The following is a 13,946-nucleotide window of genomic DNA, read 5'->3' on the forward strand; positions in this document are numbered from 1 at the left end:
TTTATTTTAACCCCGATAGCTGAATGCCCTCTGTGAAATAACGCTGGAAAAATAAGAAAATCAAGAATGTCGGGATAAAGGAAATCGCAGATCCAGCCATTTCAATACCAAAATGACCCTCTTTCCCGAGAAGCGAGGCAAGACCAACTGTTACAGGAAACATGTTTTCCTGTGTCATATAGATCAGCGGTTGAAACAAATCATTCCAGTTTGCAATGAATGAGAACGTACCAACAGTTGCCACAACGGGAATCGCGAGCGGAAAAATGATTTTCATGAAAATCTTAAAATCCCCTGCACCGTCAATTTTAGCTGCCTCTTCGAAATCATTTGGTATATTCTGGAGGTATTGACGGATTAAAAACACACCCATGATGCCCCATATCTCAGGTACAATTAATGCTTCATAGCTATTGATCCAGCCGAAATTTGAAAACATGATATATTTTGGAATAATCAGCAGCTGCTGTGGTATCATGACGACAGCCATAAACACCCAGAATATGACCTCACGTCCAGGGAATACCTTTTTTGCAAAGATGTATCCCAGAACTGTACAGAAAAACATCTGGCTGAATACTGGTATGACTGTAATAACAACTGAGTTGAAAATCCATCTGAGAAAAATTCCGTCACTTAAAACATAGCGGTAGTTATCAAGCGTGAGCTGATCGGAAAACCAATACGCCGGACTTAATAAGGCGTACTGCATATCTCTTAAAGAGCCGAAGAGCATAATAATAAAAGGTAAGAGAAAACACGCTGCAAAGAAGGTTACACTTGCATATGCAATAATTTTTTTCATGGTAATCGCTCATCTCCTTTCCTCAACAATCAGTAAATTGAACTGTCTTTTCCGATATATTTACGCTGAATGAGCGAAATGATCAAAATAATGAAGAACAAAATATACGATAATACAGCTGCATAGCTAAGGTTTAATGAAGCAAAGCCTTGCTGGTACAAGTAATAAACAATTGTTGTTGTTGAATAATTCGGTCCTCCTCCTGTAAGAAGGAAAGTGGAATCAAAAATCTGAAACGATCCGATAGTGGTGATAATGGCTACATAAAAATGAATCGGCTTCAGCAGCGGAAAAGTAATGCTCCAAAATATTCGTACAGGACCTGCCCCGTCGATTTTAGCCGCTTCGTAAAGCTGTGATGGAATAGACTGGAGACCTGCAAAATAATAAATCATCGTACTGCCGCTTACTTTCAAAATACTTAGAGCTGCGAGTACCATAAGTGCCTGACCTGAACTGGACAAAAATAATTGTGACTCTATACCAAATACACCTAATATTGAGTTGACAAGTCCTGATTCAGTCCCCTGAAAAATCCATCCCCAGATACCTGCGATGATCACAAATGAGGTAACAACCGGGAGAAAGAAGATTCCCTTAAAAATCCCTGCAAATCTAATGCCTGAATTGATCGTCAGTGCTAAGATAAGTCCTAATGCCATCGTGGGTATAATGTAGTACAGCGAAAATAAAACCGTGTTCCAAATCGCTTTATGGGCAAGTGTGTCACTAAAAAAGTTAATCCAGTGTTTTAAACCGACAAATTCAGACTCCCCGATAAATCGCCAGTCCATAAAAGTCAGTACAAGACTGAAGGCAAAAGGGAAGACCTGAAAAATCAGAAAATGTATGAGAATCGGCACTAAGAATATGTAGACCATCCCATACTTTCCCCAATGCTTTTTCAACCTTAATCCAATCGGTTGTGAATCTGACTTTTTTGAAACTGACGCTCTTGCTGTCTCTTCCATAAATTTCACCCCTCAAATCTGTTGAAGGAAAGAACAGAGGGCGTCATGAAATGCACGCCCCGGGCTCTTTACTCTCTATTTAATGTTTACTGAGCCAGCACATTTTCGATTGCTTCGGCTGCTGCATCTGCTGCTTCCTGAGGCGATTTTTCACCTGCCATCATTGACTGAAGCTCTGCCTGGATAGAAGGCATGATATCTCTGCCTTTTGGATGAATCACTCCAGGTAACGCATATTGCGTGTAAGAAGCAATTTGTTCAAGGTGCGGCTGGCCATCAAAGATGTCTTTTGCTGCTTCACGTGTAGGAATATACTTAGTAACAGTATTAAATCTCCGCTGATTTTCTTCGTTTGTCACGTGTTTAATAAATTCAGCAGCTGCTTCCGGATTATCAGTATTACTTGGTGCAACAAACATTCCGGTTGTTCCGTATGTTACCTGCTCCTGGTTCGTTAACGGCGCTGCCATCGCGAAGCTTTCATAGCCTTCACTTTCAAAGAGGCTTAACGTATTACCTGATCCTGTAATCGCCATAATTTCTCCATTGAACCACTGTTCATTATGCGCCATTGCTGTAATTGAATCTTCAGGAATCCACCCATCCTGATACATAGTATTAATTAATTCAAAGGCTTCAACTGCCTCAGGTTCATTGATTTTCACTTCGTCATCCGCTGTCAGCACTTCCCCGCCAGCCTGCCATAAGTAAGGATATAGGGTCCCGTTCATTGATCCTCCACCCTGGAAACTGTGAGCATAATAACCTGCCTCAACAGCCTTTTCAGACCAGGCCGTGAATTCTTCCCATGTTTCAGGGAGGTTTTCAGGGTCTTCACCAATTTCTTCTACGATGTCTGTGTTATAAAATAATGTATAAGCTTCCTGAAGAATTGGAAGCCCGTATGTTTTGTCCTGCCACTGTACAGAAACAAGAGAACTTTCTACAAAGTTTTCAAGATCGTAATCTCCAAGATAAGAATCAAGTTCGAGCAGCATACCTACATCGGCATATTGCGGCATCTGATCAGGGATCGCGTAGAATACATCTGGCCCATTATTAGCTGCCAAAGCAGTCAGAATCTTCTGATCTCTGTTGGCCCAGGGAATTGTTTCAAGGTTTACCGTCACTCCGTGTTCTGACTCGTAATCTGCAACAATCTCATCCCACATTGCCCCTTCACTTTCAGCATCCCCTGTATACGGGTGAACCCACACTGTAATTTCACCTGACATGTCACCATCGCTGTTTGAACTTGCATCATCTGATCCATCTTCCTGACTGCAAGCTGCTAGAGCCAAACTTAGTACAGGCAGCCAAATCCACGTCTTTTTCATTCTTTTAACCCCTCACTTTTCACCTGTTTTTTGGAAGGAATCATTATGCCACTTTTGTTAATAAAAGCATTAAAAAAATTTTAAATATATCTAAATTTTCTGACAAGCACAAAAGATATCCTCCAATTAATAATTACATTACGGTTTATTTCTCCAAAAGACAAGTCTTTAATTGGTCTTTAAATACCATTCCTGTTATTTTCTTATTGGCAGGGAGATTCAAGTCTTTTATAGTAAGGACTATAGGGAGGCGGGGAAATGAATGGATGGGAGACATTTAATAAAGCTGCTTATTGGATGATCAGAGCAGCATATCTGAATATCCTCTGGATACTTTTCACTTTGATGGGACTTGGTATTTTCGGGTTGTTTCCAGCCACCGTGGCCATGTTTACTGTTGCGAAAAAGTGGCTGGTTGAAAAAGACCTTTCTTTAAAAGTCTTTAAACAGTTTGCACATGTTTACTTTCAGCAAATTGTAAAAGCTAATCTATATGGGGTCATTTTTGGTATCATTGCTTATATTATTTATATTGACTTTATGTTTATCTACTCAAATGATCAGCTAGGGGTTTACCTTCTCCCTGTTATCGGGCTGATGGCTGTCATTTTCACTGCCATGCTCGCTTTTTTCTTTCCTGTATATGTTCATTTCGAGCTTTCATTTTGGCAGTACTTGAAGCAGACCTTTCTAATCACGATTGCCTCTCCATTTCAGTACGTGATCATTTTATTAAGCGCAATTGCACTCGGTTTTTTAATTACGCTGTTACCGGGGGTAATTCCCCTTTTCACAGGCAGTGTAATGGCATTGATTATTACTTATCTGACTGGACAATCATTACATCAAATACAAAACAAACGAAAAAAGCAGCTATCCGCTTAAAAATGGATGACTGCTTTTTTACTTATGACTGTTTATCTGATACCGCACGTGCTGTCCGTTCCCTTACTTCCAGCGCTGTATCTTTTGTTTTTTCAAGGACGCCATTATATAACACATCTATAACTGAGAGCTGTGACATAATTGAAGTAATTGAGCTTCCATGCAACGGATTTTCTTTCCCTGCAACCAGAAGCGTAATATCCGCTATTTTTGTAATGGCAGATCTTGCACTGCTTGTCATGGCTACAATCCGAGCTCCGCGTGCTTTAGCGATTTTCAGGTGATCTATCGTATCTTTCGTTTCTCCTGATACTGATATCCCAAAAGCAGTATCTTTTTCTGAGAGCATACTGGCAGCCATCGCCTGAAAATGACAGTCCTGTACAGCTTCAGAAGGTTTACCAATTCGTAAAAAAGTGTGTGCAGCCTGAGCTGATACAAGGCCTGACGTTCCAACTCCAAAAAAGCTGATTTTATCAGATTCCACAATAAATTGGACCACTTTCTCAATTGACTCCGTATCTGCATATTGACTAGTGTCTTTTATCACTTCAAGATGCGTTTTAATGACATGACTAACCATTTTTTCTTTGTCACCCGCAAATCCATGTTCATCTTCACCCGATCGATCTGATCCAGCGCTTGATGTTCTTGCCAGTGAGATTTTAAAGTCCTGAAAGCCTTTAAAATTTAACTTACGGCAGAAACGCAGCACAGTGGTTTCACCAACATCCGCTTTTTCAGCCATATCAGTGACTGAAAGGTAAACCGCTTCCTGAATATTATTCATGATATAATCTGCGATTTTCTTTTCAGTTTTTGTAAATGAATTTGCATAACTTTTAATTAATAATTTAATATCCGGCTTATCAGCCATCCATTTTCACCTCATTTGCGAGTGATCAGCAGTTTCAGATAAATAAGCTGCTCCGATCACTCCTATATTTTCTCCATCTGCAGCGATTGACCAGTTCACTTCCTGCTGGTGACCTAAAGAAGACAGAATCCGGTTAAGATCAGCTTTCATCAGATAAAACGCTGATGATAATCCCCCACCGATAATGATTTCTTCCGGGTCAAAATACGCCTGAATATTGATCATAACTGTCCCCAAATCTCTTAAAAACTGTCTGATGAGCCGCACTGCTTTAGCATCCCTGCTTTGATAAAGTTTCAGCAGTTCATAGGAATGACAGTCTGAACTGATTTCTTTTGCGAACCGGTTCAAGGCAGTTCCTGAAACATATTTTTCAGCACAGCCCATTTTACCACAGCCACAGGCAAGCCCATCAGGATACAGTATGGAATGCCCAATTTCTCCGGCACCGCCGTTATTCCCTGAAATAATACGACCGTTATGAATGATCGCACCTCCCAGGCCTGTTCCGATTGATAAATATACAAACTGATGAACCGGGTCCCCTATCAATTTCCTATTGATAAATTCACCTAATCCCGCAACATTTACATCATTATCAATTGTTACAGGGATCGGCAGTTTTTCTTTTAAATATTTTCCTACCTCTGTCCCGAGCCAACCTGGCATTGTATCACCAGCCCCGGTTATAACACCGGTAATAGGATCGATGACGCCGGAGAGTCCGATACCTGCTGCTGAAATATCATATTTTTCATGTTTCAGATAATGATTAATTAAGTTTACCAGCACAGGTAAAACATCCGGTGCAAAGGCCGGAGTCGGTTCTTTAATTAAATCCAGCACCTGACCGTTCTTATCAACGACTGCCGCCCTGACGTTCGTTCCCCCTACATCAATTCCAACTGCATGCATGGCAATCCCTCATCTTATAGAATTTTTGCCTGACGTTCCTGAATTTTCTCAGTAAACTTTTTCGTAATTTGTTGCGGACGTGTAATAGCTCCTCCTACAACGACAAAATATGCCCCTGCATTTAAGGCAGATACTGCTTCGTCAGGTGTGCTAATTCTTCCTTCTGCTACAAGCGGTACGTCAAGTACATTTGCAAGCTTTGTGACGAGTTCCAGATCAGGACCGTCCAGTGCTTTACTATAAGGTGTGTATCCTGATAATGTGGTTGAAACAAAATCCGCACCAAAAGAGGCAGCCTTTATTCCTTCCTCAAAAGTCGAAATATCAGCCATCACCAGAATTCCTTTAGATTTTAATATTCCAATTGTTTCTGAAAGTGACCTTCCATCGGGCCTCATCCGGTCTGTAGCGTCCAATGCAACGATATCAGCACCTGCCTTACTGATCTGCAGTGCATCTTCAAGTGTTGGGGTAATATAAATGTCATTCCCGGTATAATCTTTTTTCAACAATCCGATTACAGGAAGGTCAACAGCTTCTGAGATTGCCTTAACATCCTCAATGCCGTTCGCCCTGATGCCTGCAGCACCGCCCTGCATTGCTGCAATCGCCATTTTTACCATTGTGTCTGATCCGTGAAGCGGTTCACCCTGAAGCGCCTGACATGAGACTACCAGACTTCTGTTAGGAATAATATACGTCATGTTCAATCCCCTTTTCCGGAAGCCTTCTGCAGATCCGCCTCCCTGGTTTTTTTATGCACATCATCAAACAAACTTATATTCATTTTGCTTAAAAGCAGCCCGGTTCCGATTAATCCATTCGTCCATCCACTTTCCATACAATATGGTCCCCAGCCTGTATCACCATTGTTTCCGAAATACTCACCATGATTAAGGTCATATGCTCTCATCCACCCGCCATGATACAAGCTGGACTCACTTTCCACTTGTACATTGACCAGAAAGTCACGAAGTTTTCTGTAAAACTCAAAGTATTGCTCGTTTCCTGTTTGTTTCCATGCTTCCCAGACATTCATCAGCATGAAATTATTTGTATAAAGCAGATCTGCTATTCCTTCCCCGTTATAAATATACACGCCAGTATCTTCATAACCATATCGTTCAGGATCCGGGTTATCAGCTTCTTCCACACCTCCGGAAGAATGTTGATGACTGATCAGGTAATTCATCACATGGGACAGACCATTTCTCAATTTTTCATCATCTCTAAATTTTAATAAGCCACTGATTGCGAGAGAAAATCTGGCATAGGCTGACGTTTTACTATACATCCACTTCATTTCATCCAGGTGCTCTAATAAATATACAGTCCCCTTATAAGCCGTATTCAAAAACCGGTCATCACCTGAAACCTGATAAGCAAGCAGAAAAGCCGTATGAGCAATACTTTCAAAATGAGGATTCATTGAGACCTGAAGGGAATTCATATAATGCTCACCCTGAGACCTGAGAAGTGAGCCTTTATAATTTTCAGGACGCAGACCATTTTCGTGCTGCGTTCTGAGCAGTGCCTGTGCTGTTAACATTCCTTTTTCCCTGAAGATTTCAATACCGGTTTCTTTGTATAAAAACAGAAGCGCAATTGTAACCCAGGAATTATCATCAGTGAACATATCTTCAGGTAATGCCCCTGGATACTGAAACCATTTCCAGAATCCAAAGCTTGCTGATGAGGGATCTGTATCCTGATAACCTTCTCGAATTAAATAATGTATTAATTGAAAAGCTCTTTCTTTCGAAGATGCATCATTTTTGTACTTACCATACAAATAGAACATGATAGCTGACTGAGCATGACAGTCGGGTCTTTTATCCTTTGATACCTGCTGAAAAAATGAATGAATATTTTCATATATACCCTCAGCTCCATTGATTTGAGGCATAATACCTGACTTTATAAACCAGTCATTGACTCTTTCAATCGATTCATCGGGAGTTGATCCACTTCTTTTTAAAGGGTTATTGATTGCAGGGAACTCAATTCCTGCCTTTTCACTTACTTTTTTAAGTGTGCGGTTCCACAAATGATTCGGTCTATACGCCAAAAACGATGTTTGACCAAAAAGAGGAAACGCGGAATATACAACTCTTCCTTTACCTAATAAGTGAAGAGTAAGCGCTGGAAGATTTCTGATCCTGGATAAATTCCTGTGAGTGTCCTTGAAAACACCGACTGATAACAAAGGAATACCTGTTGTACAGTACCCTTTCTGATATGTCCCTTTCCACTCGAGAAGGTAGCCTTTTAGTTCATCGCATAGTTCCTGCTCCACCACCAGTTTTTCAGTCGTTCGGTCAAGTGGTGAAAAATCCTGTTTAAAACCAAAAAGCCTTGAAGAAGGAAAATCAAAAACAGCAAGATTTTCTGCATATAAGCTCCCGCCGCCTTCAGTAAATTTCCACAGCGCAGAAATTACCTCATCATCAATTATTTCTTCTCCTGACCCAATGAGTGCAATCGCATCCACATCTGTAAATTTAAAGTCTTTTAATTTGTTTAAAGGCCATGTTGCTTTGTGTTTTGGAAATCCAATGACGTTCTTATGGTCTGAAAAAATATGTAATGACAATTTCACACCTCTTCCAAAAATATTTTTGACAGAAAATATCCTTTTTAAAATTATATATTGGAGAATATATTTAGTCAATAAATTAAAATTAGATTTTTTCTCCTAAATAAATGCATTTTGTTTATTTTGAAATAAGACTCCCACAATACAATTTCAAATGATGTATATGGCAAGAATAAAAGGAAGAGGACAAGACAAAATTTTGTCCCATCCTCTTCCTTCTATTTGATCAGCCAGGTATAAAAATCGTTAACGAACCTCAGTATCTGAAAGTTAAAGCTTTCATTCAATTTTAGAGATTCATACACTTTGCCTTCTTTGATTTGGTCTTTAAAACAAGGCATCACGCTCTACAATTACTGTGACATCATGATGAAGACGCAGAATCGAAGCCGGAAACTCTTCACTTATCTGTGAGGACATTAACTTTTGAAAAGCATGCTTTTTTTTGAAGCCTGATATTAAAAGGACAATTTTTTTGCTTCTCATAATCGTTTCAATCCCCATTGTAATGGCGCGCTCAGGTACTTCTTCAATAGAAGAAAAATATTTTGCATTGGCTCTTCTCGTACTCTCTTCTAATTTCACAGTGTGAACGGTTTGTTTAAACGGAGTAAATGGTTCGTTAAATCCTATATGGCCATTTTCCCCTATCCCTAGAATTTGCAGATCAATTCCGCCACTCTCAATAATCTTTTTCTCATAATGATTTACTTCAGAGTTGATTGATTTTTTCTCTCCAGAAGGAATAAAACGCTGGTTTTCCGGTAAATTCACATGTTTATATAAATTGTGATACATATATTGGTGATAACTTTGGGGATGATCAGGAGCGAGTCCAACGTATTCATCAAGATTAAATGTTCTGACTCCTCCGAAATTAACATGATTCGAACGATAAAGTTTGATTAATTCTCTGTACATACCCACAGGTGTTCCACCCGTGGAAAGACCGAGCACACTGTCTGGTTTTTCCGCGATCTGCTGTACAATCATCATTGCAGCATGATTACTAAGATTTTCATAAGTATCACATTCAATCACTTTTAACTTATATTTAATCCCGTTCATATGTACACTCTCCCCGGCAAAAAGTCATTACAATATCTTTATTTTCATCCAGGACGACCAAATCAGCGTCCTTTCCTGTTTTAATAGAACCTTTTCGAGATTCCAATCCGAGTCGGACTGCAGGATTAAAGGAACAAAAAGAAATGGCTTCTTCAAAAGAACAGCCTGTGATTTCTATAATATTTTTAAACGCCTCAATCATTGTCAATGTACTTCCTGCTAGCGTGCCATCCTCAAGAGTTGCCTGCCCGTTTTTCACAAATACTTTCTGGCCGCCAATCTCGCTAATACCATCAGGCAGCCCTTTGGCTCTCATTGAATCTGTTACCAATACAATTCTATTAAGTGGTTTCAGTGCGTAAATTAACTGCACCGCTTCTTTAGAAATATGTGTCCCGTCTGCAATAATTTCTGTATAACAACGATCATCTAACAGAAGAGCACCTGCTAAGCCAATATCCCTGTGATGTATTGGACTCATTTGATTAAATAGATGGGTGCCCTGAGATCCTCCTGCATTAATCATTTCATTTGCAATGCTGTAAGTGGCATTACTATGACCAAAGGATGGTATAATTCCCCGGGACACAAGATGTCTGGTAAAAGCTGATGCACCAGATAGTTCCGGCGCAAACGTCACGATTCGAATATGATTTCCTGCATACTGATTCCAGTCATCAAAAAGATTAAGGTCAATCGGACAAATATGTTCAACCGGCTGGGCTCCCGCTTTTTCATGTGAAATAAAAGGCCCTTCAAGGTGTATTCCGAGTATTTCCGCCCCGGTTCTTTCTTCTGTCATCACCACATCGACAGTTTTCATTGCCTGGGTAATACATTCCTGATGTTGGGTCATTGTAGTAGCTAAAAAACTTGTAGTCCCTTCTTTTGGGAGATGTTTCTGCATCTGACGAATCGCCTCAACATTCCCATCCATGACATCCACATTTTCCAACCCATGAATATGCAGATCAATAAAGCCGGGAATGATTGTCCACTCTTTTTTCAAGTTAATCATTTCCGTACCATGGCTTATGTCCCTAAAATGATCTGGCATCGATTCCGATATTCCGGTAATCTTACTTCCATCGAGAAGCAAATTACCATGCCTTACATTCAGCCCTTTCGCATAAATTCTTGCTCCCCGTAAAATCTTCTTCGTCATAACAGACCTTCTTTCTTATCTCACACTCTAATCAATAAAGCTTGCTTGAGGCATTTTCTGAGATTTTCATTTTTACCTTTTTGGACTGTTCCAAATTTTTCAACGTTAATCCGGTACAAATCAGGTCTATTGTGTATAACTGAGAAATTTTAGCGATAAGAGATCCACTATCAAGCGGATTTTCCTTATATGCTGATAATAGAACGAAATCTGCAAATTTTGTTAAAGGCGACTTTTCATGATTAGTCAGCGTGATAATCGTTGCGCCATTTTCAGATGCAATTTTGACAGCATCTACTATGTCCCTGGTACTCCCTGTCAAACTAATTGCGACCACAACAGTTTCACTCGAAGAAGTAACAGCTCTCATGATTTGAAAATGGGAATCCGTTACTACCTGAGCCTGTTTACCAATTCTCATTAACCTGTTTTGCATATCCATTGCTGCAATGCCGGATGCACCTATACCATAAATGACGATATCATCAGCTTCATCTAATTTATCAATAATACTTTCTAAGACAGATTCATTAGTTACATCTGCAGAATCTTCTATTGCCTGGATCATGTGATATTTAATTTTTTCTATAGAATTTTGTTCCTCACCCTTCTCAGGGAGATTCGAGATTTCCTGTGCCAGCATGAACTTAAAATCCTGAAAGCCTTTATAATCTAACTTCTTAAAGAAACGTAATATTGTAGCCTCTGCCACACCACAGGCATCTGACATTTCAGTCAAAGAATAATAAATAATTGACTCTTTATGATTAATGATGTAATTGTAGATTTTCAAATCTGACTTGGTAAATTCAGATTTTTTCTGCAGCATAACTACAGATGGTTTTAAGCTTCTTTTTACAGCTTTATTCATTTGATCACCACTTTCAATTCATAAAATTATATTCATCTATGTACAACTTTTTTTACCTGTAAAATTATACATAGTATATGAAAATGAAAGTTTATTGTCAATATAAATATAAAAATGATGTTCAAACATCATTTTATTTCCAGGTAAATTTTAAAATATAACTTTTTACTGCAAGGCAACCCAGATTTTTAACATAAAAAAACAGCACATTATTTATATGTGTGCCGTTTTTTAAAATCTTTTATATTATAACTAAATTAAAATTTAATTCGATTGTTTCTTCAATTCCTCCAGCTCACTCACAAACCACTCTTCAACCTTACGCGCAGCTGAAGAAACGCTTGAAGCCGTTACGTCAAACGCTTCGCCTGCTTCTTTCTGCGTCATTGGTGTTTCTGTAGCGTGCTGCGCCATCAGATATGAGAAGGTTGCAAGGTAGGTTGCAGGCTTTCTCACTTTTGTTCCGTGTTCTGCAAAATAAGCAGATGCGATATGGCAGGCAAATAGTGAAAGGTCTTCATCACGCTGATCCCAGAATGTTTTCAGCTCATGGATTGCTTCTTTTTGCTGGTCAGATGAAAGGGATTCTGTCATCTGTTCAATCCACTCTCCATTTTCACCAGCCTGCTCGCGGCCAACTAGAGCGCGGATTACTTTTACGACTCCTTCAGTCGAAACCCATTCACTGCGGTTTTCAGTCAGCTTTTCAACGCGTGATGTAAGCGCTGCTGCTTCACTTTTCGTATAAACTGACGGGAACATAAATCCGTATGGCACCCACTTATCTTCAAATGGGAGAAGCAGAGTAAATAAGTAATCAATCGGCGCCCATGAATGGAAGTCCGGAATGGTAACTTCATACGTTTCACCAGACACAAGATCCTTCATGCTCACTTTACGCGTCAGCTCTTCCATGTCAGTTACTTCAGCCACAACTGGTTTTGGCTGCTGCCAGTTTTCAAGCATTTCTTTTAGACGCGGGCGTTCTACTGAAGGCGAACGCTCATCCAGGAACTGTTCCCAGCTTGACGGCTCACCGTGCAGTCCGAAAAGGTATGTCAGAAAGACAGTCAGGAATTGAGGCTCATTGAAGACTTCCTGCACTTCCTGAAGCACATATTCATAATCCTTTTTAAATGAAGACTGCTTTGGCGCCATCGCTTCATTTAAGAAACCAAGCTGAAGGTCCATCTGCTCCTTCACTAAAATCGTTTCAATATTTACTACTTTATTTGCACAGCATTTTTTATATTTCTTACCACTGCCACATCGGCACGGTTCATTACGTCCAATTTCCTGCATTTCGGCACTTCCTTTTTAAAATAATCACCCATTATTGTAACACGGGCGCGGCAGAACGCAAAAAGGAGCCGATTTTGTGCAGGAAAGGTTAACGAGTTTTTACATCTGCTTGTAGCAATTCCGGGCGAAGTTGTAGTGAGAACCCTTGAGATTTGCAGCAATCTGCACCTGACATGTCGTGATACACCCGGATACTTGTTTCTATCTTCCTCCAATTTGTACCAATCTCGAACTAAGTTGTTGCAGTTAACTTAAACCCCAAACGTCTTCCCGCCATTCACATTAATATTCTGACCTGTCACAAAGCTTCCTTCTTCACTCGCTAAAAAGCGGACCATATTTGCGATCTCATCAGGTTTTCCAAGCCTGTTCAGCGGCACATCCCGCAGATAATCGCTCGCACTTTCCTCAGTAACCTCTCCATGACGTTCAACTGGAATAAAGCCCGGGTGAACTGCGTTTACAGTGATATTGTGCTTTCCTAACTCTTTTGCCCAGGAGCGTGTCATGCCAATCACTGCCGATTTCGCTGTAACGTAATTTGAGAACTCAGGATTTCCTATTTCGACTACTTCACTGCCAATATTGATCACACGGCCGTACCGATTTTCTTTCATGGCAGGCATGACTTCTTTTAAAAGGAGCAGCGGTGCTTTTGCGGTAAAATGCAGCTGATCCAGGTAGTCATCCCACGTGACCTCTTCAAGTGAGAGCTCAGGCTGTGGACCGGTTGCGTTATTCACTAGTACCTCAACCGGCTGACCGAAAGCTTCTACCGAATCAGCAATCAGCTTTTTAACTGCATCTTCGTTTGTGACGTCCGCTGAAATTGCGACTGCTTCCCCACCTGAATTTTTGATTCGCTGAACAATGGATTCAGCCTTTTCATGATTACTGTTGTAATTAATCACAACCTTAAAGCCTGCCTCAGCAAGCTTGACGGCCATACTTTCTCCAAGGCCTCTTGAAGCGCCTGTTACGAGTGCAACTTTGTTTGTCATGTGAATCCTCCTTTGAAATTGGTGGAATGTAGAGCCGGGACAGACCCGCCTCTAGAAATGACGTCTCTATCTGAAAAGAGAAAAGAAGAGTGCTGGCTAAGCCAGCACTCCTTGCGACTGCCCGTCGCACAAAAAGACGCCCCGCAGGACGTC

13 protein-coding genes are annotated in these 13,946 nt (G+C 40.3%); 1 reads left to right on the forward strand and 12 read right to left on the reverse strand.

The genetic code is table 11. The annotated features are described in order from the left end of the window. Window position 1 precedes the first annotated feature (1 nt). The 3 genes from LG330_RS14045 to LG330_RS14055 form a co-directional block, all read right to left on the reverse strand. On the reverse strand, window positions 2-805 hold the full coding sequence (locus tag LG330_RS14045; protein ID WP_404404828.1) for a carbohydrate ABC transporter permease: 804 nt from the start codon (window positions 803-805) through the stop codon (window positions 2-4). A gap of 29 nt (window positions 806-834) precedes the next feature. Beyond that, the gene (locus tag LG330_RS14050) at window positions 835-1,686 is read right to left on the reverse strand and encodes a carbohydrate ABC transporter permease (protein WP_404409625.1); all 852 of its coding nucleotides are present in this window, start codon (window positions 1,684-1,686) and stop codon (window positions 835-837) included. A gap of 176 nt (window positions 1,687-1,862) precedes the next feature. Continuing rightward, window positions 1,863-3,113: an extracellular solute-binding protein gene (locus tag LG330_RS14055; RefSeq protein WP_404404830.1), complete on the reverse strand. Its 1,251-nt coding sequence runs from the start codon at window positions 3,111-3,113 to the stop codon at window positions 1,863-1,865. Window positions 3,114-3,371: 258 nt separating this feature from the next. Between LG330_RS14055 and LG330_RS14060 the strand changes: the two genes are divergently transcribed. Continuing rightward, a complete protein-coding gene (locus tag LG330_RS14060) occupies window positions 3,372-3,998 on the forward strand; it encodes a YesL family protein (protein WP_404404832.1) in 627 nt (208 codons plus the stop codon). Between the two features lie 22 nt (window positions 3,999-4,020). Here LG330_RS14060 and LG330_RS14065 read toward each other — a convergent pair whose 3' ends face one another. The 9 genes from LG330_RS14065 to LG330_RS14105 all read right to left on the reverse strand — a co-directional run bounded on the left by LG330_RS14065 (window position 4,021) and on the right by LG330_RS14105 (window position 13,793). Beyond that, on the reverse strand, window positions 4,021-4,875 hold the full coding sequence (locus tag LG330_RS14065; protein ID WP_404404834.1) for a MurR/RpiR family transcriptional regulator: 855 nt from the start codon (window positions 4,873-4,875) through the stop codon (window positions 4,021-4,023). 6 nt (window positions 4,876-4,881) lie between these two features. Next, window positions 4,882-5,790 carry an ROK family protein gene (locus LG330_RS14070; protein WP_404404836.1) on the reverse strand — a complete coding sequence of 303 codons (909 nt, stop codon included), beginning with the start codon at window positions 5,788-5,790 and terminating at the stop codon, window positions 4,882-4,884. 14 nt (window positions 5,791-5,804) lie between these two features. Next, window positions 5,805-6,494, reverse strand: a complete 690-nt coding sequence (locus tag LG330_RS14075) for an N-acetylmannosamine-6-phosphate 2-epimerase (RefSeq protein ID WP_404404838.1) — start codon at window positions 6,492-6,494, stop codon at window positions 5,805-5,807. A 2-nt stretch (window positions 6,495-6,496) separates the two neighbouring features. Continuing rightward, entirely contained in the window at window positions 6,497-8,383 is a 1,887-nt protein-coding gene (locus tag LG330_RS14080) for a hypothetical protein (RefSeq protein WP_404404840.1), read from the reverse strand. A 330-nt stretch (window positions 8,384-8,713) separates the two neighbouring features. After that, window positions 8,714-9,454, reverse strand: coding sequence for a glucosamine-6-phosphate deaminase (gene nagB / locus LG330_RS14085; protein ID WP_404404842.1), 741 nt, complete (start codon window positions 9,452-9,454; stop codon window positions 8,714-8,716). Beyond that, window positions 9,441-10,619, reverse strand: a complete 1,179-nt coding sequence (nagA, locus tag LG330_RS14090) for an N-acetylglucosamine-6-phosphate deacetylase (RefSeq protein ID WP_404404844.1) — start codon at window positions 10,617-10,619, stop codon at window positions 9,441-9,443. Before nagA ends, nagB begins: the two co-directional genes overlap by 14 nt. Window positions 10,620-10,650: 31 nt before the next feature. Next, a complete protein-coding gene (locus tag LG330_RS14095) occupies window positions 10,651-11,490 on the reverse strand; it encodes a MurR/RpiR family transcriptional regulator (protein ID WP_404404846.1) in 840 nt (279 codons plus the stop codon). A gap of 264 nt (window positions 11,491-11,754) precedes the next feature. After that, entirely contained in the window at window positions 11,755-12,792 is a 1,038-nt protein-coding gene (locus LG330_RS14100; protein WP_404404848.1) for a YecA family protein, read from the reverse strand. A 251-nt stretch (window positions 12,793-13,043) separates the two neighbouring features. Beyond that, a complete protein-coding gene (locus LG330_RS14105) occupies window positions 13,044-13,793 on the reverse strand; it encodes an SDR family NAD(P)-dependent oxidoreductase (protein ID WP_404404850.1) in 750 nt (249 codons plus the stop codon). Window positions 13,794-13,946: the final 153 nt, after the last annotated feature.

It is taken from the genome of Jeotgalibacillus malaysiensis (assembly GCF_044789845.1).
Classification (GTDB): Bacteria; Bacillota; Bacilli; order Bacillales; family Jeotgalibacillaceae; genus Jeotgalibacillus; species Jeotgalibacillus malaysiensis_A.